Consider the following 22,185-nt stretch of genomic DNA (forward strand, 5'->3'; position numbering starts at 1 on the left):
CGGCAGGAATGCGGCGCCCTTGGGTACCCGAACCCCCATGACTGCGACCCCAGACGTCGACCTCACCGTCCGCCCGCCGGGCCATCGCGTCCTGCGGGACCGACTGTCGGCCGCCGACTTCCGGCTCTTCGAGGCGGTCGCGGCACGGCACTGGCCGGGCGGCGACCGCGTGCTGCCGAGGCTGAGCCGGAGCGCGAACCACGGTGTGCTGTGGTTCGCCGCGGCGGCCGCGCTCGCCGCGACCCGGAGCCCCGGGGCCCGCCGTGCCGCCGCCCGCGGACTGGCCTCGCTCACCCTGGCGTCCGCCGCCATCAACACCGTCGGCAAGCGCTCGGTGCGCCGTGCCCGGCCGACGCTGGACCCCGTGCCGCTGGTCCGCCGGCTGAAGCGGCAGCCGATCACCACCTCGTTCCCCTCCGGGCACTCGGCGTCCGCCGCGGCCTTCGCGACCGGGGTGGCCATGGAGTCCCGTGGCTGGGGAGCCGCGGTGGCGCCCGTGGCCGCCGCGGTGGCCTTCTCCCGCGTCTACACGGGCGTCCACTTCCCCAGTGACGTGCTCGTCGGCGCGGCGCTCGGGGCGGGCGCCGCGTACGCGGTGCGCGGACTCGTCCCGGCCGGGGACCGGGACCGGCTGCCGCCGCCCGGCCGGACGGCCGCGGAGGCTCCCGCGCTGCCCGAGGGCGAGGGCCTGGTCATGGTGACCAACAAGGGTGCCGGTACCGCGGACCGGGCCCGCGCGCTGCTGGACGCCCTGCCGAGCGCGGAACTCGTGGAGTGCGAACCGGCCGACGTGCGCGCCGAGTTGGAGAAGGCGGCGGCGCACGCCCGGGTCCTCGGCGTGTGCGGCGGCGACGGCACGGTGAACGCGGCGGCGGAGGTGGCGCTGCGCCACGGTCTGCCGCTCGCGGTGCTGCCCGGCGGCACGCTGAACCACTTCGCGCGCGACCTCGGTGTCGAGGACGCCCGGGGGCTGGCCGGCGCCCTGCGGCGGGGCGAGGCCGTGCGGGTGGACGTCGGGCTGTTCTCCTCGGACACCGGCGAGGGCTGCTTCCTGAACACCTGCAGCCTGGGCGTCTATCCGGAGCTGGTGCGCGAGCGGGAGCGCTGGTCCCGGGTGGTCGGCGGCTGGCCCGCCGGGGTGCTGGGGGCGCTGCGCGTGCTGCGTGCCGACCGCCGGCCGCTGCGGACCGGGTTCGACGGCCGCGAGCACCCGCTGTGGCTGCTGTTCGCGGGCAACGGCACGTACCACCGGGTGGGCCTGGCCCCGGCCCGCCGCTTCGATCTGGCGGACGGCCGGCTGGACGTCCGGGTGGTGCACGGCGGCCGTCGGCCCGGGCTGCGCCTGCTCGCGGCGGCCCTCGCGGGACCGCTGACCCGCTCCCCCGCGCACGCCGCGGTGCGGGTGGGCCGGCTGCGGGTGGACGGTGTCCCGCCCGGTACCCCGCTGGCGTACGACGGGGAGGTCACGGAGGCCGCGGGCGAGCTGACCCTCGACAAGGCCCGCGAGTCCCTGACGGTCTACCGCCCGGCCCTCAGTTCCTGACGCATCGTCAGACCGCATGGTGAGATTTGGATCTCACCATGCGGCACGGGCGCGTACGGTGGCGCACATCGCCCCGCGGAGCAGCGGCTCCGCGGGCCCGTACGCCGCGAAGGGGAACGGTCATGCCGAAGCCGCAGGAGAGCGCCGTCTACACGCACGGCCACCACGAGTCCGTACTGCGCTCGCACACCTGGCGCACCGCCGCCAACTCGGCGGGCTACCTCCTCGGCTCGCTGAAGCCCCACATGCGGATCCTGGACATCGGCTGCGGCCCCGGCACCATCACCGCCGACCTGGCGGCCCTGGTGCCCGAGGGCCGGGTCACGGGCGTCGACCGCGCTCCGGACGTCCTGGAGCCGGCGCGGGCGACGGCGGCGGAACGGGGCCTGCCGAACGTCGACTTCGCGGTCGCGGACGTGCACGCGCTGGACTACCCCGACGACACGTTCTGCGTGGTGCACGCGCACCAGGTGCTCCAGCACGTCGGGGACCCGGTGGGCGCGCTGCGGGAGATGGTCCGGGTCACCCGGCCGGGCGGTGTCATCGCGGTCCGGGACTCCGACTACTCGGCGATGACCTGGTATCCGCGGTCCCCCGGCATGACCGACTGGCTGGACCTGTACCTGCGGGTGGCCCGCGCCAACGGCGGTGAGCCGGACGCGGGCCGCCGTCTCAAGAGCTGGGCGCTACGGGCGGGGCTGGAGGACATCACGGCGACATCGAGCACCTGGACCTTCTCCACGGACGCCGAGCGGCAATGGTGGAGCGGCCTGTGGGCCGACCGCACCCTCGCCTCGGCCTACGCGGACCGCGCCGTCGAGGGCGGTCACGCGACCTGGGACGAACTGCGCGCGGTCTCGGAGGCGTGGCGCGCGTGGGGCGAGCGGGAGGACGGGTGGTTCGCCGTGCTGCACGGCGAGATCCTCTGCCGGAAGAACGCCTGACGCGCGGGGGGCGGAAGCCGGGCCGGGGCCGACCCGGGGCCGCTGGAACCCGGGCCGCCCGGGCTGCCCGGTTCGGATTAGGCCATTCGTGGCCTGCTGTTCGGTCAGGCCGGACGTGGCCCGCGGTTTCGCGTCGGGCCGGACGTGGCCGGCAATGCGGATACGGATCAGGCCGGTCGCGGCCTCGGGGTCGTCCCCGGGCGACGCCGGCCTGATCCGGATGACCGGGGGGCTAGTCCCTGGGCAGGAGCGGTCCCAGCGGGCCGAGGTCCAGGTTCAGATCCTCGGGCCGCAGGCCGTAGCGGTCGCGCAGCTCGGCCATCCGCTCGTCGAGGAGCATCAGGGTGAGCCCGATCCGCTCCTCCTGGTCCTCGGACAGGTCACCCGTGTCGAACCGCCGTACGGCCTGCCGCTCCATGAGCTGGCGCAGCAGCTCCACGACGGTCAGCACCAGCTTGACGAGGTCGCGCTCCACGGTGTCCGGTTCGAGGTCCAGCCGCTTCCGGCCGGCCGGCCTGCTCCCGGACTCCGCCACGTCCTCCTCCGGCGCGGTCTCCCGCGCGGACGGGACCGACTCGTTCGCGGACGGGGTCGACCCGCCGCCGGGAACCCGCTCGTCCGCGGTTCCCGGCTCCTGTGGGGCCGGTTCCTGCGATGCCGGTTCCTGTGGGGCCGGTCCCCGCTCGCGCCCACTCCCGGCGAACCACACGTAGTCGTCGTCGAAGGCCCGCTCGGCGCCCGGCGCCCGGCCGCTCACAGGGAGTCCCGGAAGGGCGAGGGCACCTGCTCGTTCACCGAGCTGATGAGGGCGTTCAGGTCGATGCGGACGAGGTCGACATCGGCGATCCGCAGGGTGATGTCCCCGGTGATGACGACCCCGCCCGCGAGCAGCCGGTCGAGCAGGTCGACCAGCGCGACCTCACGCCGTTCCACGACGGTCACAGCCCCGCCTCCCCCGGCCCGTCCGCGTCGTCCTCCAGGCCGGCGAAGGAGTACGCGGCCCAGGGCCCGGTGAGTTCCACCCGCAGCCCCGGCTCGTCGTCCTTCGTACGGTCGACGAGCTCGACGAACGCCTCCGAGTCCGCACGCGGCACCAGGTAGGCGGCGTTGAGGACGTTGCGGCCGCTCTGCCGGGAGATCGCGGCGTTCTGCGGGGCGTGCAGCCGGGCGTCCTCCGCGTGCGCGGCCAGACTGTCGTGCAGCCGGCGCGAGAAGTTCTCCGCCTTCTCCCACATCGCGTCCTGCGACCGTGAGCGCATCCGCCGCTGGCGCAAATAGTCGCGCCCGGACGCGGGCTTCGCCGGCTCGGCCGGCTCGCCCTGCCCGGAGTCGGCGTAGACCTTGACGCCCCACTCCACCCGGCCGTCGAGCCGGTCGAGCGTGCGCCGGAACGCGTCCTCCCGGGCCTCCATCATGGTCCGCAGGCCGCTGTCGTCCCGGAACACCGTGGCGAGCCGCAGCGGCAGCGGCGTCGTCACGACCGTGAGCGCGTCGATCACGGTCTGGTGAGCGCGCGCGGTGTCGCTCAGCCAGTCCAGGTCCTCCAGATGGCGCCGGAGCGGCTCCTCGGCGAAGTCCCGCTCCGGCACCGTGCTGACCACGGCGACCAGGCCGTGATGGGTCAGCAGACCGGGGGGCGCGCCCGCCACCCCGGTCACATCGGCCTGCAGAGGCGCGCCGAAGGGGCGGCAGACGGCGTAGACGTACCGCAGTCCGCTCATGGTGCTTCCTCCTCCTTGGGCCGGGCCCGTCCCTGCTCCAACTGTTCCATCTCCGCGAGATGGGCGCGCAGCTCGGCGTTCTCGCGGGCCAGCTGGTTGTGGTGCGCCCGGGAGGACAGCGCGGGGTCGTCCTCCCACCAGTCGATCCCCATCTCCTTCGCCTTGTCGACGGAGGCGACGATGAGCCGGAGCTTGATGGTGAGCAGCTCGATGTCGAGCAGGTTGATCCGGATGTCACCGGCGATCACGATGCCCTTGTCGAGCACCCGCTCCAGGATGTCGGCGAGGTTCGCGCTGCCGCCCTGTCCGTACGGCTCAGGGATCCGACCGGGCGTCGTCATCGGCGACTCCCGCTGGCGGCCGGCTCTTCCTCTTCCTCGTACTCCGCTTCCTCGTCACCGGCGGGCTCGGCGTACTCGCCCTCCGGCTCCTCCTCGTCGGCGTACTCGGCCTCGGGCTCGTCCTCGTCGGCGTACTCGCCCTCCGGCTCCTCCTCGGGCTCGAGTTCGTCCTCGTCCTCGTAGGACTCCTCCGGCTCGTCCGTCTCCTCGGCCTCCTCGGCCTCGGCTGCGGTGCCGTCGTCCTCGTGGTCCGCGGCTTCCTCGTCGCCCTCGTACTCGCCCTCGGGAGCGTCCTCGGACTCGGCCCGCTCCTGCTCGGCCTGCTCCTCCTCGACCGCGTCCTCGTGGCTGCGGACGACCTCGCCGTCGCGGATCTCACCGCGCCAGCCGTCCTCCGCCTCGCCCTTGAGCGTGATGAAGCGGGCGTAGTTCTTCAGGTCGAGCCGGGCCCGGCGGCCCTGGGCGCGCCAGATGTTGCCGGTCTTCTCGAACAGGCCCTTGGGGTAGTACTCGATGACCAGCAGGACGCGGGTCAGGCTGTCCGCGAGTTCGTGGAAGGTGACGACGCCCTTCGTCGTGCCCTTGGCGCCCTCGGACGTCCAGGAGATGCGCTGGTCCGGCACCTGCTCGGTGGTGTGCGCCTTCCAGCTGCGGCTGGACCAGAACACCTTCATCTGCCAGTCGGACGTGGTGTCGTCGGCGCGGTTCGCGCTCTTGACGCCCTTCGCGAAGGTGCTGAAGTCCTGGAACTGGGTCCACTGGTCGTACGCGTCGCGCAGCGGCACGCCGACGTCGATGAACTCCATGATGACCGTGGGCTTCTGACCTGCGCCGCCCTTGCGCTTGCCCTTTCCCTTGCCGCCGAACATGTTCTTGAACGCGCCGACGACGTTGTCCTTGGCCCGGCCGGCGCCGAGCTCCACCGCGGACCGCAGCGGGCCCTTGCCCTCGGCCAGCTTGCGGCCGCCGTCGAGGGCGAGCTTGGCGAACCCGGGGCTGTTGCCCTCGGCTATGTCGTTGAGCTTGACGGTCGTCTGCCCGAGCTTCTGCCCGACGCCGACCAGCATCCGCTGGGCCTGCGCGGCCAGATACTCCTGGACCTCCGACTTCAGCCGGTCGGCCGCCTCGCTCTTGACGACCGACGTGACCGGGTTGTCCTTCGCCTTCTTGGTGGCGGAACCGAGAACGTCAGCCATCGTCGCGGCCTCCCTCCGACTGCCGGGACCGCGGGACGCGGCGGGCGGCGGTCTTCGTCGCGGCCGTCTTCTTGGCCGGCGCCTTCCTGGCCGCCGCCGCGGTCTTCTTGGCCGGGGCCTTCTTGGCGGCGCCCTGCTTCTCGGCCGCCTTCCTGGCCGTGGCCTTCTTCTCGGGGGCCTTCCTGCGCGGACGCGGCTTCTCCTCGGAGGACTCCTGCTCGACGGCCTCGTCCCGGCTGTCGTCGTCCTCTTCGTCGGACTCGTCGTCGTACCGGTCGTCCGGCTCGTCGTCCTCGTCCTGGTGGCGTCCGGGCACGTCCGGGGTCACTCCGGCGAGCTGGTTGCGGACGTCCGCGGTGCGGCCGTGCAGCCGCTTGGCGAGGCCCTCGATCTGCCGCTCGACCAGTGCGCCGGAGGCGGCCTTGCCGACCCCGCGCAGATCCTGGCGGAGCTGGTCGTTGATCTCCTTGAACGCCGGGTTGTTCATCAGCTGGTTGGACACCAGGTCGCCGATGGCCTTCGGACTGAGTTGCATCCGCTTGCCCGCGACCATGGTGCCGACCGCGAAGGCCAGCTTCATCTTCTTGGTACGTCCGAGGACGTATCCGGCCCCTACGGCGAGGCCCAGTCCTAGTCTGTTCATCATGTCGTCCCGTAGTTGGGTCCCGCGTCTGTGCGCAGGGTGGCTTCCAGCCGGTCCAGCAGGACGTCCTCCTGCTGGTCGAACTCCTCGTCGGTGATCTCTCCGGCCTCCAACCTGGCTTCGAGCTGGGCGAGTTCGGCGCGGATCGCTGACGGGTCGTAGTACTGGCGCTCGGCCTCGGCCACCACCTGTTTCATCGCCCAGAGGCTGCCGCGCACCGGGGCGAGCGGCAGCATCAGCACCTCGCCGATGAGTCCCATGGGGCTACTCGCCGCCCGTCCGGGCGCCCGAGGAGATGCCGGTGGCGGGCTCGGAGGGGCCGGGCTCGACGAAGCTGTAGGGCGGCAGCGGCCCGTTCACGCGCAGCTCCAGGTGCGGCTGGCCGCCGCGGATCTGCTCGACCGTGCTGAGGAATTCGTCGGCCGACCTGCGGTCCACAAGGAACGACAGGTTGGCCAGCCAGCCGGTGGACTCCGGGCCCTCGCTCACGGCCTCGGCGGCCGGTTCGAGCGTGCGCCGGATCCCCTGGGCGTCCTCGGCCTCGCGGGCCTGGAGCGCGGCCACGACCATCTCGCCGAGCCGCATCTTGTCCTCGTGCGTGCCGCCGCCCGCCTGCCGGTTGGCCTCGGTCAGGGCGCGGATCTCGGGGTTCTCCCCCATCACGCGGTGCAGCACGGCCTCTTCGTCGTGGCTGGCCTTGACGTTGTACTCGACCTTGCCGGCCAGCGCCTTGAGGCGCTCCTGGTAGTGCGCCGCACGCTCGGCGAGCACGGAGACGACGGTCTGGTCGTCGGCCGCGATGCTGCCGAAGCGCATGGGCAGCACCGTGCCGCCCTCACCCGCCTCGCTCAGCACGTTCTGGTGGGCGAGCAGGTCCCTGCGCTTGGGCCGCAGTCCCTCGGGGGCGTCGCTGACGATGGCCGCCAGGTCGCCCTCCTTCAAGATGCGTACGGACCGCGCCGGTTCACCGACCCCGTCGATGCCGTCGGGAAGCGAGGGGTGCGTGCCCTCGGCGATGCCGTAGACGTACGTGCTCACTCCTGCTCCTCCTTCCGGCGCGAGGCCGCGGTCTTACGGGTACGGGGCCGGGACTCGGACTGGCCGTCCTCGCGTGCCTGCTTGAACGCGTCCGATATGGTCTCGGCGGCGCCGGACAGGGCGCCCTTGGACTTGCCGCGCGCACCGGACTCGGTGAGCTCGCCCATGAGGTCGGGCAGTCCGGGGTTCTTGTGCGGTCCCGCTTCGAGGTCGAGGCGGTTGCACGCCTCGGCGAAGCGGAGGTAGGTGTCGACGCTCGCGATGACGACACGTACGTCGATCTTCAGAATCTCGATGCCTACGAGGGAGACCCGTACAAACGCGTCAATGACGATTCCTCGGTCAAGAACGAGTTCGAGGACGTCGTAGAGGCCACTGGTGCCCCCCGATCCGCCGCCTTGCTGTGCCGGGACAACGGTCATACCGTCCGGTCCTCCTAGTCTGTGGGTGTCTCCGCGCGGAAAAGGGCGGGGCCTACCGGCCGCCGGGCCTGCGCTCGGCCCGCCCGCGTTCGTAGCGGCGGACCCGGCGGTACCCGGTGAGCTCTCCGTCGTTGTCGAGCTCCACCTGATAGGTCGCCAGCAGGCTCATCGTGTCCGGAATCTTGGCGAGTTCCAGGACCTCGACCTCCAACGCCCAACCGTCCTCGGTGCGTTCGAAGGACGAGACGGACTCGGCCGCCATGCCCGTGAGCTCCTGGAGCTGGGCGCGCGCGTGGCGCAGCACCTCCATCGGCTTGGGCTGGCTGTCCGCCGCGGTGTTCTCCTTGCTGTCTCCCTTTTCCGGGGAGGAGTTCTGTGAACTCCGTGAGCTGTTTCCCTTGCTCTCGGAGGAGTTCTGTGAACTCTGTGATCTGGATGTGTTGGATGTGTTCGACATGGCCACCTCGAACACCGGGTGCTCGCTCGTTCGTTGGCCAAACCTCACGGACGGCGGGACTCAGCCGCGCAGGGCGTCCAGACGGCGCCTGGCCGGGCCGAGGGCGCGTCCGTGGTTCAGCAGCCCCGCCCAGGGGTTGGTGCGGGCCTGCTCGACGGCGTCGGCGACGGTCCAGCGGCGGGCGTGCAGGCGCGGGTCGTCGAGCTGCCCCCACGAGATGGGGACGGCGACGGGCGCGCCGGGCAGGGCGCGGACGGTGAAGGGGGCGACGGCTGTCTGGGCGTACGCGTTGCGCTGGACGTCGAGGTAGAGCCTGTCGCCGCGCTCCTTCTTGCGGGCCGCCGTGGTGAACCGGTCGGAGTGCCGGTCGGCGAGCGCGTCGGCGGTGTCCCTGGCGAACGCGCGTACCTCGTCGAAGTCGTGACGCCCGTTCAGGGGGACCACGATGTGGAGGCCGCGCGAGCCGGTGGTCATCAGCGCGGACGGCAGCTTCAGCTCGTCGAGCAACTCGCCCAGCAGTTGGGCGGCTTCACGCACCACGGCGAAGTCGTCGGTGGAGGGGTCCAGGTCGAAGACCATCCGGTCGGGCCGGTCGACGGAGTCGGCGCGGGACAGCCAGCGGTGCAGGGTGATGCCGGCCTGGTCGGCGAGGTAGACGAGGGTGGCGGCGTCGTCGCACACGGGGTGCAGGACCGTGCCGCCCTCCTTCGCCACCTCGACCCGGCGGATCCACTCCGGGTAGTGGTCCGGGGTGTTCTTCTGCATGAACGCGGGTCCTGCGAGCCCGTCGGGATGGCGCTCGACCATCAGCGGGCGGCCCCGCAGGTGGGGCAGCATGAAGGGGGCGACGGACCGGTAGTACCCGATCAGGTCGTCCTTCGTGTACTCCTTGCCGCCCCCGTCGGCCGGGAACAGCACCTTCTCCGGGCGGTGGATCTCCACGGTGCGGCGGCCGGCCCGCACCGTCCGTGCGCTGCTCATGGTCGTTCCTCTCCGGCCGAAAGGCCCTCGGTGTCCTCAGCGCACGACGGCGGTCTCCACCAGCAGCCGGGCGGCGGCCGCGATCGACTCGGCGTCGATGCCGGCGGCGTGCAGCTGCTCGTCCGGGCTCGCCGAGCCCGGCATCGTACGGACCGCGAGACGGACCAGGCGCGGCACGGGCCGGCCGTCCATGAAGGCGTCGAGGACCGCGTCCCCCAGGCCGCCCTCCTCGCGGTGGTCCTCGACGGTGATCAGGCAGCCGGTCTCCTCGGCGGCCTCACGCAGGGTGGCCCGGTCGACGGGCTTGACCGAGTAGAGGTCGACGACCCGGACCTGGATGCCCTCGGCGTCGAGCGCCTCGGCCGCCTTCAGCGCCTCGTGGACGGTGACGCCGGCCGCGACGAGCGTCAGCCGGTCGTCGGCGGAGGCGCGCAGCACCTTGCTGCCGCCGACCGGGAAGTCCTCGTGGGGCTCGTAGAGGACGGGGCTGTCGCCGCGGGAGGTGCGCAGGTAGCGGATGCCGTCCAGGTCGGCCATGGCGGCGACGAGCTTCGCCGTCTGGTTGGCGTCGCACGGGTAGAGGACGGTCGAGTCGTGCACCGCGCGGAACATCGCCAGGTCCTCCAGGCCCATCTGCGAGGGTCCGTCCTGGCCGATGGAGGCTCCCGCGTGGGAGCCGACCACGTTGATGCCCGCGCCGCTGATGGAGGCCATCCGCACGAAGTCGTAGGCGCGGGTGAGGAACGCGGCGAAGGTGGAGGCGTAGGGCGTCCGGTCACGGGCGGCGAGGCCGACGGCGGCGGCGATCAGCTGCTGTTCGGCGATGTAGCACTCGAAGTAGCGGTCGGGGTGCTCCTTGGCGAAGAACTCGGCGCGCGTCGAGTCGCCGACCTCGCCGTCCAGGGCGACGACGTCGCCGCGGGCGCTGCCGAGCGCGGCGAGCGCCTGGCCGTACGCGTCGCGGGTGGCGACCTCGTCGCCGACCTCGAAGCGGGGCAGTTCGAGGTGCCCGGTCCGTACGGCGTGCAGCATCCGGGTGGCCGGCGGCTCCTGCACCTGTACGCGCAGGTCGCGGACGCCGCCGAGTTCGGCGATCGCCTCGTCGGCGTCAGGCAGCGGCTTGCCGTGCAGTCCCTCGCGGTCCTGGACGGCCGCGACGCCCTTGCCCTTCAGGGTGCGGGCGAGGATCACGGTGGGCTGTCCGCTGGTGGAGCGCGCCTCCGCGTAGGCGCGGTCGATGTCCTCGACGTCGTGTCCGTCGACCTCGACGGTGTGCCAGCCGAAGGCGTGGAAGCGGCGGGCGTAGGCGTCCAGGTCGTGGCCGTGCCGGGTCGGGCCGCGCTGGCCGAGCCGGTTGACGTCGACGATCGCGGTCAGGTTGTCGAGGTGCTCGTATGCGGCGTGCTCGGCGGCCTCCCAGACGGAGCCCTCGGCGAGTTCGCTGTCGCCGCACAGCACCCAGACGCGGTAGCCGGTACGGTCCAGCCGCTTGCCGGCGAGCGCGATGCCCACGCCGACGGGGAGTCCCTGGCCGAGCGAGCCGGTGGCCGTCTCGACCCAGGGCAGCCGGCGGGGGGTGGGGTGCCCTTCGAGGCGGCTGCCGAGCTTGCGGAAGGTGAGCAGTTCGGTGTCGTTGACCGCGCCGGCCGCCTTGTAGGCGGAGTACAGCAGCGGTGAGGCGTGCCCCTTGGAGAGGATGAACCGGTCGTTGCCGGGGTGCTGGGGGCGCTCGAAGTCGTAGCGCAGGTGCTTGGCCAGCAGCACGGCCATCAGGTCGGCCGCGGACATCGAGGACGTGGGGTGGCCGGAGCCCGCGGCGGCCGAGGCGCGCACGCTGTCGACGCGCAACTGCTGTCCCAGTTCGGCGAGTTGGCGGGTGTTCATGAGTCTCCTATCGGTCGGCTGTCGCTCGTGGCGGAGGCGCCGCCCGGCATCGGTGCCGGCTCGGGCGGCGAGGCGTCCGGCGGCACCGGCCACGGTCTGGCCGGGGCCGGCTGGACGCCCTGGCGGGGCAGCGCGGCTTCGAGGAGCCGGTCGGCGGCGACCCGGACGCGCTTGCCGGGCACCGCGGCGAGGTGGTGACCGCGGGTGACGGCTCCGGCGGTCACGATGCGGGGTCGCGCCACGGTTCGCCTCCGGCGGGTCGCTCGTACGGGCTTACCGCGTCCCCCTGGGCGGACCGGCCAAACGTCGGGGCGGCGGGCGGCGCGGGCCCGGCGTACGCGTATCGGCCGGTCGCCCCCGGCGTCCCCGGGCTCGTGCCGGGTCCGGGGCGCCTGCGGGGCCGGGCGCGCGGGCGGCGTTTCGCGGGGACGGGCGGGGTTACCCGGGCCGTGCCCTGAGCAGCCCGTCGCGGAGGTGCCCCCCATGGCCGAGTACGGCTACTTCCTGTCGACCGAGGAATTCGGTCCCGCGGAACTCGTCGAGCAGGCGCGGATGGCGGAACAGGCCGGATTCCGATCCCTGTGGATCTCGGACCACTACCACCCGTGGAACGACGCGCAGGGGCAGAGTCCCTTCGTGTGGTCGGTGATCGGCGCGCTCTCCGAAGCGGTGTCCCTGCCGATCCAGACGGCGGTCACCTGCCCCACCGTGCGGATCCACCCGGCGGTGCTGGCGCAGGCTGCGGCGACGACCGCGGTGATGACGAACGGCCGCTTCCGGCTCGGCGTGGGCTCCGGGGAGGCGCTGAACGAGCACATCCTCGGTGACGCCTGGCCGCCCGCGCACGTACGCCTGGAGATGCTGGAGGAGGCGATCCAGGTGATGCGCAACCTCTTCACGGGCGAGGAGGTCAACCATCACGGCACGTACTACACGGTGGAGAACGCCCGCCTCTACACGGTTCCCGACGAGCCGGTCCCGATCGACATCTCCGGCTTCGGCCCGCAGGCGACCTCGCTGGCGGCCCGGGTGGGCGACGGCTACATCACGATGATGCCCGAGGAGTCGATGGTCTCGCAGTTCCGCAAGGGCGGCGGGGGCGCCAAGCCGGTGAGCGGCGGCACGAAGGTCTGCTACGGGCAGGACCGCGACGAGGCCGTCCGCACCGTGCACCGGCTGTGGTCCAACCAGCTGCTGCCGGGCGAGATGGGCCAGATCCTGCCCACCCCGCGCCACTTCGAGCAGCTTCAGCCGCTGGTCACCGAGGACATGGTCCGCGAGAACACGGTGTGCGGCGACGACGTCGACGAGCACGTCTCGGCGCTGACCGCCTTCGCGGACGCGGGCTTCGACCACGTGTACGTCAACCAGATCGGGCAGGACCAGCGCGGCTTCTTCGACTTCTACCGCACGAAGGTGCTGCCGCAGCTCCAGGGGAGCGCCGGCTGACGAAGCACCCGGAGCGCCGGTGGCGCCGGGAGCCGCCACGTCCGCCGCCCTGGCCGCGAATGTGTGTGCCGGACGATCCCGGGACCCCCGGCCCGATCCGGACCCCAGGCTCTAGGCTCGGGGGCATGGAGATTCTGGGAGCCACGCTGCGTATCTGCGTCGACGACCTGGAGGGTTCGGTCCCGTTCTACGAGAGACTGGCGGGCGGGCGCGCCCTGCGTTTCGAGCGCGGCGGCGTCTCGGTCGCCGCGGTCGGCTGCTTCCTGCTGATGAGCGGGCCCGAGGCCGAGCTGGAGATCCTGCGCAAGGTGGCCGCCACCATCGCCGTCACGGACGTCGACGAGGCGCACCGGGTGCTCAGCGACTCCGGTGCCCGGGTGCTGGCGGGCCCGGTCGCGACACCGGTCGGCCGGAACCTGATCGCGATGCATCCTGACGGCATGGTCTACGAGTACGTGGACCGCCGCGCGGAGAGCCCGGCCGGCGTCTGACGGCGACCGGCGGCTCCCCGGTCGCCCCGGGAAGCCGCCGGTCCTCACCGCGCGGGCGGCCGCATGCGGAACTCGTACCGGGCCGGCAGCGGCTCGTCGGTGATGCGGGCCCACAGCTCGCTGACGACCTCCGCCCCCTCCCGCAGGTCCGCCACCTCGAAGCCCTCGTCGAAGACGGCCCGCGCGCCCGCGCGGTCCCCCTCGGCGAGCAGCAGCTGTGCCTCGATCAGCCGGAACCGCCCCCGCGCCCGCGTGGCGTCCCGCAGCCGGTCCCACACGGCGCGCGCGTCCGCGACCCGCCGCACCGCCAGCAGCGCCTCGATCGCCTCCCGGCCGAGCGCGGCCGTGGCCGCCGTCCACGCCTCCCCGGCGTCGCGCCGCTCCTGGCACAGGTCGTCGAAGGCGTCCGCGTACCGGTCGGCGGCCCGCTCGTGGTGCCCGGCCACCTGGTCGGCGACGGCGAGGCAGCGCAGCAACGGCCACTCGGACGGCGCCAGCCGCAGTCCGCGCTCCCAGCTGCGCACGGCCTGGGCCTGGTCGCCCGCGTGCCACTGGGCGACGCCGAGGTGGTACTCGGTGAGCGGCCGGGCGGGCGCCGTCTCCAGCATGTCGCGCCAGTGCCGGGCGACGAGCGTCGGCCCGAGCGGGCCGGCCCGGCGCGGCTCCGGGAAGGCCCCGGACCTCAGCAGTTCCGCCCACGGCGCCTGTTCCTCGCCGAGGGTGCTCTCCTCGAAGGGCGTGCCCGGCAGCTTGTGGGAGGCGCGCAGTACTTCGAGGGCGCCCCAGCCGGAGCCGGCGGCGAGTGTCTCGCCCGGCTCGGTGTCGGCGGACGGCAGCCAGGCCCGGTAGGCCGCGTCCACCTCGGCGCGCGGGAGGGCCGCCTCCAGGCGGTCCTCCGTCTCGGCGCGCGCCGCGTCCCAGTCGGCGCCGTGCGCGGTCGCGGCGTCGGCGCTCAGCGGCCCGTACGCCTCCAGCCAGGACACCTCGCTCTCCGCGTCCAGCCGGACGTGCTCCAGCTGGGTCCGGGCGAGCCCGGCCTGGATCTCGCAGTACCCGCCGGTGCCGGGCTCGGTCAGCCACTCCTGCCAGCGCCGCCCGCCGGTGCCGGAGCCCCAGACGAACAGCTTGCGGCCGCGCAGGACGTCGGTGGACGTCTGCACGAGCCCGTGCCCCTCGTCGTCCAGGGCGGCGATCCACCGGCGCCGCCCGTCGGGCACCTCGTAGAAGTAGTCGGCGGGGAACGTGCTGTTGAGCGGGTACGTGCGGTCGACGCCGTCGTACGCGGGGACGGGCACCCGGCGCAGCCGTCGCTCGTAGCCGAAGTGCCAGGCCTCCTCGGCCGGGGCGAGCACCCGGCGTTCCTCGGGCACGGCGATGTTCGACCACCAGTAGGTGGGCGCGGGCTTCTCGTGCGGGTTGCGGACGCGCACGCCGACGTACAGGAAGTCCGAGTCCCGGGGCAGCCACAGGTCGACCTGGAACGGCAGGTCGCGCAGCCGCTCCCACTCCCAGAGGCGCAGCATCTCGCCGCCGTCGGGGGCGGTGACGCGGGCGGCGTGCACGGGCGCGCACGAGAGGGCGGTGTGGCCGGTCGCGCCGATGTTCCACTCGATGCCGCCGGAGAACCAGGCACCGTTGAGGGCGAAGCAGGCGGGCTGGAACACCGGGTTGCGGTAGAGCAGTTCGCGTCCCGAGGGCTTGTGGAACAGCGACGCGACACGGCCGCCGAGGCCGGGCAGCACGACGGCCCGCAGTCGCTCGTTCTCGATCACGATCGTGTCGATATCGCGCGGCGCGCGCGTTCTGCCGTAGCCGTCCCGGACGCGCTCGGGCAGCAGGCTGACCAGCGGCTCGTAACCGATCTGGCGGGCCATCCCGCGGGGCAGGCCCACGCGGTCCCGCTCCTCGACGCGGTGCGTCTCGTCGAGCGTGCGCAGCGGCGGCAGGGGGTTGTCGGGGCCCAACTCGGCTGCGGGCAGCGTCAGTACGTCACGTCGGATCGTCGTCACGACGACCATGGAACAGCGTCTTCGCGGACCTGACCAGGGGCGCGGCTCGTCAGGATTGCGCAAAGGCGCCCGTCGGCGACACGGCCGGGCGGTGCGGCGGCGGCTCCGTCCGGTCCGGGGCGACGCCGGGAGCGCGGCGGGTGGCGTCGCCCGCCGAGGGCACGAGGCTGCGGGCTGTACGGGGTCGTTGGGCGCCCGGGGCGCGGAGGCGGAGGCGTTTCGCCGCCGCGAGTCCCGCGTCACCTCCGCGGCGGTCTCCTCCGCGTCATCTCGACGGTGAGCGCCCACCGCTCGTGGTCCCGCCAGGCACCGTCGATGTACAGGAAGTCCGGGGAGAAACCCTCCAGCCGGAACCCGTGGCGCCGGGCCAGCGCGATCGACGCGGCGTTGCCCGGCTGCACGTTGATCTCCAGCCGGTGGAGCCCCATGCGCCCGAAGGCGTGGGAGACGACGAGGGCGAGTCCTTCACTCATCAGTCCGCGCCCGGCGGCGTGCGCGAACGCCCCGTATCCGAGCGCGCCGCTGAGGAAGCCGCCCTCGACGATGTTGTTGATGTTCACGAACCCGGCGATGGCCCCCGTGTCCCGCTCGCAGACCAGGAAACCGGCCTTGGTCGGGTCCTCGGTCAGCCGCTGGGCGTAGGAGGCGTACGCCTCGGCGCCGGTGGGCGGGAAGAGCCAGGGGTGGTGCAGGTCCTTGCTCTCCCGGGCCCGCGCGGTGAACTCCGGGCCGTCGTCCGGGGTGTAGTGCCGGATGCCGACCCGGGGGCCCTCGGCGAGGTGACGGGTGTTCTCGGGCATCCGGCCACAGTACGCGAGCAGCCGCCCACCCCCGGCGTCCGTCGCCGGCGCCCCTTCCCCGAGCGTCGGACCGTCCCGGCACGTCGGAGGCGGCGGCGGACCGGCGCGCCGTGGTGAGGGCACGGCCCCTCAGCGACGCGACCGGCGATGCGCGCGGGCACGGCGGCCTCCAGCCGCATTTTTCGGGGGCAGGGGCGCCCGGCGACCCCGCCGGGGGCACGGCACGTCCACGCGGCGGTCCGGGGCTCGGCGCAGGGCGGGCTCGTCCAGCCACGCGGCGGTCCGGGGCTCAGCGCAGGGCGGGCTCGTCCAGTGTCAGCGTCCCGGCCGCCGCGTCCAGCTCGGCCGTCACACCGAAGGGGATCGTCAGCGCGCCCTCGCCGTGCCCGAACCCGAACTCCTCCACCACCGGCACGCCGAGGCCACCGAGCCGGTCGGCCAGCAGTGCCCGCACCTCGGAGTAGGGCGAGCACTCCACCCAGGAGCCGAGCAGGATCCCGGCGACGCCGTCCAGCCATCCGGCGCGCAGCAGCTGGGTCAGGTAGCGGTCGAGCCGGTACGTCTCCTCGCCCACGTCCTCCAGGCACAGCAGGCCGCCGCGCGCCGAGGGCCGGGCGTACGGCGTGCCGAGGTCCGCGGCGAGGAGGCTCAGGCAGCCGCCGAGGAGCACTCCCCTGGCCCGTCCCGGGACGAGAGCGGTGCTCTGCCCCGGCGCGGCGACGGTGCGGACCGTCTCCGGCGCGAAGAGCGTCGCGCGCAGATGCTCCTGCGCCCGCGCGTTCTTGACGAAGTCGACGCCGGCGACCATGGGGCCGTGCAGGGTGGCCAGGCCCACCCGGGTGGCGAACGCCTCGTGCAGCGCGGTGATGTCGCTGTAGCCGACGAACACCTTGGGGCCCGCCGCCGCGATCGCGCTCCAGTCGAGCAGGTCGGTCATGCGCTGGGCCCCGTACCCGCCGCGGGCGCACAGCACGGCGGCCACGTCCGGGTCGCACCAGGCGGCCTGGAAGTCGGCGGCCCGGTCGGCGTCGGTCCCCGCCAGGTAGTCGAACTCCCCGTGCCGGTCCCGCACGTGGGGGGCGACGACGGGGTCGAGATCCCAGCCGCGCAGCAGGTCCAGGCCGGCCTCCAGGCGTTCCTCGGGGACCGGGCCGCTGGGCGCGACGACGGCCACCCGGGCCCCGGGGACCAGGCGTGCGGCACGGGTCAGGGGCTTCACTTGAGCAGCTCCAAAATGGGGACACCCGGCGGGTTCAGGCCGAAGACCTGGGCGTACAGCGAGAGTTCGGCCTCCAGGACGCGCACCGTCGTGTCCGCGCGCCGGAAGCCGTGGCCCTCTCCCTCGAAGGCGATGTAGGCGTGCGCGACCCGTCGGCCCTCCCCCTCCAGCCTGGCCAGGAACCGTTCGCACTGGGCGGGCGGGCAGATGACGTCGTCCAGGCCCTGGAGCAGCAGGAAGGGCGCGGTGATGCGGTCGGCGTGCTCGGCGGGCGACCGCTCGGCGTACCGGCCCGGCACCTCGGCGAGCGGCCCGACCAGCGTCTCCAGGTACTGCGACTCGAAGTCGTGGGTCTCCCCCGCCCCCCAGGCCGCGAGGTCGAGGACCGGGTAGAGGATCGTGCCGCAGGCGTAGACGTCGGTGGAGGCCAGCGAGGCGGCCGTCGTCCAGCCGCCCGCGCTGCCGCCGCGGATGGCGAGCCGGGCGCGGTCCGCGGTGCCCTCCTCGGCGAGGGCGAGGGCGACGGCCGCGCAGTCCTCGACGTCGACCACGCCCCACTGCTCGCGCAGCCGGTTGCGGTACTCCCGCCCGTACCCGGTGGACCCCCCGTAGTCGACCTCGGCGACCCCGATGCCGCGCGAGGTGAAGTAGGCGATCTCCAGGTCGAGGACCAGCGGTGCGCGGCTCGTCGGGCCGCCGTGCGCCCGCACCACGTACGGCGGCAGCTCCTCGCCGGGCGCCACGTGGCCGGGGTTGTGGGGCGGGTACACGTGCGCGTGGATCTCACGGCCGGCGGGACCGGTGAAGGTGCGGATCTGGGGCTCGGGGTAGTAGGCCGGGTCGACCGGGTCGTCGTGCGGGGCGCCGATCACCCGGGCGCGGCCGGTGCGGGCGTCCAGCTCGACGACCTCGTGGGCGCTGCGCGGACTGGCCCCGACGGCGACGACCCGGGTGCCGTGCGCCGCGAGCGTCGGCGCGAACTCGGTCCACGGGCCCGCCGCGTCGACCACTTCGCCGGTCTCCGGGTCGAGTATGCCGAGGGCGGTGGCGCCGCGCCCGTGCACGACGGCGACCAGCCCGCTGTCGAGTGGCGCGAACCAGCTCTGCCCGATCGTCCACAGCGGGCCGCCGAACTCCTCCTCGCGGGGGCACAGCGCCTTCTCCCCGCCGTCGGGGCCGACGCGGTACAGGTTCCACCAGCCGGTGCGGTCGCTGGAGAACAGCAGGCTTCCGTCACCCGCCCAGTCGGCCTGGGCGACGGACTCCTCGGGGCCGCCCGCGACGGTCCGGGCGCCGTGCAGCGTGCCGGCGCCGGTGACATCCGCGACGATCAGCTCCGTGCCGTCCCAGGGCATCCGCGGGTGGTCCCAGGCGAGCCAGGCCGCGCGCCGTCCGTCGGGCGAGAGCCGGGGGCCGGTGACGAACCGGTGCGCGTCGTCGGTGAGTTCGCGCACCGCGCCCCTGTTCCCGGCGGCCGATCCGTCCAGCGGCACCGCGGCCACCAGCCGGCGCAGGTCCGCGGGCCCGTCCCCGGTGAACTCCTCCAGGACGCACCACACCTCGCCCAGCTCGGGCCGCACCTGAGGGTCGGCCCAGCGCAGTCCGCCGCCCACCGACGACACCGGCGTCAGCGGCATCGGCTCGCTGCCCGGCGTGTCCGGCTCGTAGCGGTAGAGCCGCTGGTCGGCGAAGTCGACGAAGACCACCAGAGGCCCCTCGGCGCGCATGATCCCGGTCCAGGGGAGGCCGCCGTACTCGATGACGCGGCTGCGCACGTTCCACGGGGCGGGCAGCACGGAGCGCTCCGTGCCGTCGGCCGCGCGGCGGACGAGAGTGCGCCGGCCGCCCTCGCCGGGCCGTGGCTCGGTCCACCAGGCCTCCTCGCCGACGAAACCCACGAACTCGGGCCGCCCGTCGTGCGCGGCGGCGAGCGCCGCGTCGATGGGCGACGGCCACGCTCCGTACGCCAGGGTCTGCACCATGTCCCCCACTTCGTCAGGCCGTTCGCAGAAAGCGGTCGAGGACGCGGACGCCGAAGTGCAGCGCCTCGACCGGGACACGTTCGTCGACGCCGTGGAAGAGGGCCTGGTAGTCGAGACCCTCCGGCAGCTTCAGCGGCGCGAAGCCGTATCCCGTGATCCCCAGGCGCGAGAACTGCTTGGCGTCCGTGCCGCCCGACATGCAGTACGGCACCACATGTCCTTCGGGCGCGAACTCCTCGACGGCGGCCCGCATCCGCGCGTACGTCGCCGAGTCCACCGGTGCCTGGAGGGCCACCTCGCGGTGGTGGAACTCCCACTCCACGTCGGGTCCGGTGAGCCGGTCAAGGGTCGTGCGGAACTCGTCCTCGCCGCCTGGCAGAAAACGGCCGTCGACATGGGCCACCGCCTCCCCCGGGATGACGTTGACCTTGTAGCCCGCGGACAGCATGGTCGGGTTGGCGCTGTTGCGGACGGTCGCCTCGACGAGGGCGGCGGCCGGGCCCAGCTTCTCCAGGAGGGTTTCGACGTCCTCCAGGCCGGTGTCGATGCCGTAGAGCGCCGCCAGTTCGGTCAGGGACGCGCGGACGGTCGGGGTGAGCCGCACCGGCCACTCGTGGGCGCCGATGCGGGTGATCGCGGCGGCCAGGCGGGTGACCGCGTTGCTGTCGTTGACCTTGGAGCCGTGCCCGGCCCGGCCGCGGGCGGTCAGCTTGAGCCAGCCGGTGCCGCGCTCGCCCGCCGCGATCGGGTAGAGCTGCCGGCCGGCGCCGTCGTGGAAGGTGAACGCCCCCGACTCGCCGACGCCCTCGGTGCAGCCCTCGAAGAGTTCCGGATGCCGGTCGGCGAGGAACCCCGACCCGTCCTCGGCGCTGGCCTCCTCGTCCGCGGTGAACGCGATCACCAGGTCCCGCCGGGGCCGTACGCCGTGCCGGGCCCAGTGCCGGACGACCGCGAGGATCATCGCGTCCATGTTCTTCATGTCGACCGCACCGCGGCCCCAGACCACTCCGTCCCGGATCTCGCCCGAGAACGGGTGCACGCTCCAGTCCTCGGCCTGTGCGGGCACCACGTCCAGATGGCCGTGCACGAGGAGCGCGTCCGCCGAGGGGTCGGTGCCCTCGATGCGGGCGACGACGTTCGTACGGCCCGGGGCGCGCTCCAGGAGCGCCGGTTCCAGGCCCGCTTCGGCCAGCAGGGCCGCGGCGTACTCGGCGGCGGGGCGCTCCCGGCAGTCACCGCCGCCGCGGTTGGTGGTGTCGACGCGGATGAGTTCGGAGGTGAAGCGGACGACCTCGTCGAGGGCGCGCCCGTCGACCTGACCGGCCCGCTCCGGCGCCGCGCTCGCTGCCGTGTGCTCAGCCATACTGCTCCTCCACCGCGGCGGACACGATCGTCGTGACCGCCTTGAACGTGCGGATGCCCTCGTACATCGTCCCGCTGGTGTACTCCACCTTGCGCTCCCCGGTGCGCGCCACGCCGGGCACGACGGTGGCGGCCATCGCCAGGTGCTCGGCGTCGAACTCCAGCGCCACGGTGAACGGCTCACCGGTGACCGGTGCGTGCCGCACGGCCAGCGCCGCCGCCTCCTTGGCCGCGGCGCGGATGTCGGCCGCCGTGCGCGCCGGGGTCCGGCACACCGCCGCGTACCGCGACACGTGGTCCTTGACGGCGACCTTGAGCGCCCCCGGCGCGTAGCCCAGGGCGTCCTCGCAGGCCACGTCGTCGCCGGTGACCAGGACGACCGGCACCCCGAACTCGGCGACGACGTGGGCGTTGAGCAGGCCCTCGCTGGCGCGGACACCGTTCACCCAGACCCCGGTGACCGAGTTGGCGAGGTAGGTGTGCGCGAGGACGCCTTCCATGCCGGCGCCGGCGTGGTAGCCGACGAAGGCGACGCCGTCCACGTCGCCGTGCTGGACGCCTTCCACCATGGAGAGCGACTTGTGCCGCCCGGTGAGCAGCCGCGCCCGCTCGTCCAGCCGCTCCAGGAGCAGGTTCCGCATCGTCCAGTGGGCCTCGTTGACGAGGACCTCGTCGGCGCCGCCGTCGAAGAAGCCGAGCACCGCCGCGTTGACGTCCGAGGTGAACATCGAGCGGCAGCGCTCCCACTGCGGGGTGCCCGGCAGCACGTCGGCCGGCCAGGTCACGCCCGTGGCGCCCTCCATGTCGGCGCTGATGAGGATCTTCATGCCTCGAAACCGTACGCGCCTTCACCGAGCGGCGGACAGCCCTGTGGACAACTCCTCACCCGTCCGCCCGCGGACGGCTCCTCACCCCGCCGCCCGCGGGCGTTTCCTCAGCCGTCGGCGCGGCGCCCGGCGAGGACGAACCAGCGTGCGGGCAGGTCGATGCGGGTGCCGTCCGCCATGTACTCCGTCTGCGGCAGCGTCGTGTCGCCCTCGGCGAGGATCTCCAGGCCGGCCTCCCGCAGCATCCTCGGGACCTCGTCGTCGGCCGCGTCGGCCGGCTTCAGCCCGTGGTGGAAGACCCGGCGCAGCTTGGGCGGGGGCCCGTCCGGTCCGGACGCGGCCCGCTGGAGCACCTGGCGCGAAGCGGCCGTCAGTTCCACCACGAAGGCGCGCCCCTCGGCACCGGTGATCTCGGCGACGGCGGCGGCCACCGCGGCCCGGGCGCCGGGTTCGCTCTGGTGGATGACGGCGCGCATGTAGACGTGGCTGTCGCCGAGGCGGGCGTGCAGGGCGCGTACGGCCTCGCCGTCGGTCAGGTCGAGCTGCTGGAACTCGACGCCGGTGTCGTCGTCCCGGCTCGCGCGCCGGGCGTGCTCGACGGCGGCGTGGGACAGGTCGACACCGAGGGCGCGCGCGAACCGGGTGGCGAGGTAGCGCGTCTGGGTGCCGTTGCCGCAGCCGAGGTCGACGATGGTGCGGGTGGCGTCGGCGTGGGGCAGGAGCAGGGCGCTGTGGGGCACGGAGGTCAGTGCCGGGTCGGCGTCCCAGATCGCGTCACCCGGCGCGTCGGAGGTGTCCCTCCAGTAACTCTCCCAGGCATTGCGGTAGTCCTCCGAGACGTTCATGTGTGCTCCCCAGGGTCGGCGTCATGATCGG

24 protein-coding genes are annotated in these 22,185 nt (G+C 73.5%); 4 read left to right on the forward strand and 20 right to left on the reverse strand.

The features are described 5' to 3' along the window. Positions 1-37 precede the first annotated feature (37 nt). A complete protein-coding gene (locus ACWGIS_RS14315) occupies positions 38-1,543 on the forward strand; it encodes a phosphatase PAP2 family protein (RefSeq protein WP_453362702.1) in 1,506 nt (501 codons plus the stop codon). 122 nt (positions 1,544-1,665) lie between these two features. Further along, positions 1,666-2,487: a methyltransferase domain-containing protein gene (locus ACWGIS_RS14320; protein WP_453362703.1), complete on the forward strand. Its 822-nt coding sequence runs from the start codon at positions 1,666-1,668 to the stop codon at positions 2,485-2,487. A gap of 232 nt (positions 2,488-2,719) precedes the next feature. Here the strand turns inward: ACWGIS_RS14320 and ACWGIS_RS14325 are convergent, their stop codons facing one another. The 13 genes from ACWGIS_RS14325 to ACWGIS_RS14385 all read right to left on the reverse strand — a co-directional run bounded on the left by ACWGIS_RS14325 (position 2,720) and on the right by ACWGIS_RS14385 (position 11,412). Continuing rightward, complete coding sequence (locus tag ACWGIS_RS14325; protein ID WP_453362820.1) at positions 2,720-3,022, reverse strand: gas vesicle protein K; 303 nt, start codon at positions 3,020-3,022, stop codon at positions 2,720-2,722. Between the two features lie 218 nt (positions 3,023-3,240). Continuing rightward, positions 3,241-3,429 (reverse strand): gas vesicle protein, encoded by a 189-nt coding sequence (locus tag ACWGIS_RS14330; RefSeq protein WP_121407056.1) that lies wholly within the window; start codon positions 3,427-3,429, stop codon positions 3,241-3,243. Then, the gene (locus ACWGIS_RS14335; RefSeq protein ID WP_453362704.1) at positions 3,426-4,208 is read right to left on the reverse strand and encodes a GvpL/GvpF family gas vesicle protein; all 783 of its coding nucleotides are present in this window, start codon (positions 4,206-4,208) and stop codon (positions 3,426-3,428) included. Before ACWGIS_RS14335 ends, ACWGIS_RS14330 begins: the two co-directional genes overlap by 4 nt. Next, positions 4,205-4,549, reverse strand: coding sequence for a gas vesicle protein (locus tag ACWGIS_RS14340; protein WP_453362705.1), 345 nt, complete (start codon positions 4,547-4,549; stop codon positions 4,205-4,207). The genes ACWGIS_RS14335 and ACWGIS_RS14340 overlap by 4 nt, the downstream gene beginning before the upstream one ends. Then, entirely contained in the window at positions 4,546-5,745 is a 1,200-nt protein-coding gene (locus ACWGIS_RS14345; protein ID WP_453362706.1) for an SRPBCC family protein, read from the reverse strand. The genes ACWGIS_RS14340 and ACWGIS_RS14345 overlap by 4 nt, the downstream gene beginning before the upstream one ends. Beyond that, positions 5,738-6,388, reverse strand: a complete 651-nt coding sequence (locus tag ACWGIS_RS14350) for a DNA primase (RefSeq protein WP_453362821.1) — start codon at positions 6,386-6,388, stop codon at positions 5,738-5,740. Before ACWGIS_RS14350 ends, ACWGIS_RS14345 begins: the two co-directional genes overlap by 8 nt. After that, positions 6,388-6,648 carry a gas vesicle protein GvpG gene (locus tag ACWGIS_RS14355; protein WP_453362707.1) on the reverse strand — a complete coding sequence of 87 codons (261 nt, stop codon included), beginning with the start codon at positions 6,646-6,648 and terminating at the stop codon, positions 6,388-6,390. The genes ACWGIS_RS14350 and ACWGIS_RS14355 overlap by 1 nt, the downstream gene beginning before the upstream one ends. A gap of 4 nt (positions 6,649-6,652) precedes the next feature. Beyond that, the gene (locus tag ACWGIS_RS14360; RefSeq protein WP_453362708.1) at positions 6,653-7,426 is read right to left on the reverse strand and encodes a GvpL/GvpF family gas vesicle protein; all 774 of its coding nucleotides are present in this window, start codon (positions 7,424-7,426) and stop codon (positions 6,653-6,655) included. After that, a complete protein-coding gene (locus ACWGIS_RS14365) occupies positions 7,423-7,848 on the reverse strand; it encodes a gas vesicle structural protein GvpA (RefSeq protein WP_355789046.1) in 426 nt (141 codons plus the stop codon). Before ACWGIS_RS14365 ends, ACWGIS_RS14360 begins: the two co-directional genes overlap by 4 nt. A 52-nt stretch (positions 7,849-7,900) precedes the next feature. Beyond that, positions 7,901-8,305 carry a gas vesicle protein GvpO gene (locus ACWGIS_RS14370; protein WP_453362709.1) on the reverse strand — a complete coding sequence of 135 codons (405 nt, stop codon included), beginning with the start codon at positions 8,303-8,305 and terminating at the stop codon, positions 7,901-7,903. Between the two features lie 60 nt (positions 8,306-8,365). Continuing rightward, positions 8,366-9,286, reverse strand: coding sequence for a non-homologous end-joining DNA ligase (ligD, locus tag ACWGIS_RS14375; protein WP_453362710.1), 921 nt, complete (start codon positions 9,284-9,286; stop codon positions 8,366-8,368). 36 nt (positions 9,287-9,322) lie between these two features. After that, on the reverse strand, positions 9,323-11,170 hold the full coding sequence (locus ACWGIS_RS14380; protein WP_453362711.1) for a transketolase: 1,848 nt from the start codon (positions 11,168-11,170) through the stop codon (positions 9,323-9,325). After that, positions 11,167-11,412: a hypothetical protein gene (locus tag ACWGIS_RS14385; protein WP_453362712.1), complete on the reverse strand. Its 246-nt coding sequence runs from the start codon at positions 11,410-11,412 to the stop codon at positions 11,167-11,169. The genes ACWGIS_RS14380 and ACWGIS_RS14385 overlap by 4 nt, the downstream gene beginning before the upstream one ends. A 241-nt stretch (positions 11,413-11,653) precedes the next feature. Here ACWGIS_RS14385 and ACWGIS_RS14390 point away from each other — a divergent pair, with 241 nt between their 5' ends. Together ACWGIS_RS14390 and ACWGIS_RS14395 are read left to right on the forward strand one after the other, a co-directional pair. Beyond that, complete coding sequence (locus tag ACWGIS_RS14390; RefSeq protein WP_453362713.1) at positions 11,654-12,619, forward strand: LLM class F420-dependent oxidoreductase; 966 nt, start codon at positions 11,654-11,656, stop codon at positions 12,617-12,619. A 125-nt stretch (positions 12,620-12,744) separates the two neighbouring features. Next, on the forward strand, positions 12,745-13,110 hold the full coding sequence (locus ACWGIS_RS14395) for a VOC family protein (RefSeq protein WP_453362714.1): 366 nt from the start codon (positions 12,745-12,747) through the stop codon (positions 13,108-13,110). Between the two features lie 44 nt (positions 13,111-13,154). Here ACWGIS_RS14395 and ACWGIS_RS14400 read toward each other — a convergent pair whose 3' ends face one another. The 7 genes from ACWGIS_RS14400 to ACWGIS_RS14430 form a co-directional block, all read right to left on the reverse strand. After that, entirely contained in the window at positions 13,155-15,128 is a 1,974-nt protein-coding gene (locus ACWGIS_RS14400; protein WP_453362715.1) for a DUF5107 domain-containing protein, read from the reverse strand. Positions 15,129-15,358: 230 nt separating this feature from the next. Then, positions 15,359-15,919, reverse strand: coding sequence for a GNAT family N-acetyltransferase (locus ACWGIS_RS14405; RefSeq protein ID WP_453362716.1), 561 nt, complete (start codon positions 15,917-15,919; stop codon positions 15,359-15,361). Positions 15,920-16,208: 289 nt separating this feature from the next. Continuing rightward, positions 16,209-17,138, reverse strand: a complete 930-nt coding sequence (locus ACWGIS_RS14410) for a S66 peptidase family protein (protein WP_453362717.1) — start codon at positions 17,136-17,138, stop codon at positions 16,209-16,211. Then, on the reverse strand, positions 17,135-19,120 hold the full coding sequence (locus ACWGIS_RS14415; RefSeq protein ID WP_453362718.1) for a prolyl oligopeptidase family serine peptidase: 1,986 nt from the start codon (positions 19,118-19,120) through the stop codon (positions 17,135-17,137). Before ACWGIS_RS14415 ends, ACWGIS_RS14410 begins: the two co-directional genes overlap by 4 nt. Before the next feature lie 13 nt (positions 19,121-19,133). Further along, a complete protein-coding gene (locus ACWGIS_RS14420) occupies positions 19,134-20,483 on the reverse strand; it encodes a M20/M25/M40 family metallo-hydrolase (protein WP_453362719.1) in 1,350 nt (449 codons plus the stop codon). Further along, positions 20,476-21,309, reverse strand: a complete 834-nt coding sequence (locus tag ACWGIS_RS14425; protein WP_453362720.1) for a M55 family metallopeptidase — start codon at positions 21,307-21,309, stop codon at positions 20,476-20,478. The genes ACWGIS_RS14420 and ACWGIS_RS14425 overlap by 8 nt, the downstream gene beginning before the upstream one ends. A gap of 107 nt (positions 21,310-21,416) precedes the next feature. After that, entirely contained in the window at positions 21,417-22,154 is a 738-nt protein-coding gene (locus tag ACWGIS_RS14430) for a class I SAM-dependent methyltransferase (protein WP_453362721.1), read from the reverse strand. Positions 22,155-22,185: the final 31 nt, after the last annotated feature.

Source organism: Streptomyces sp. NPDC054842 (genome assembly GCF_053611025.1).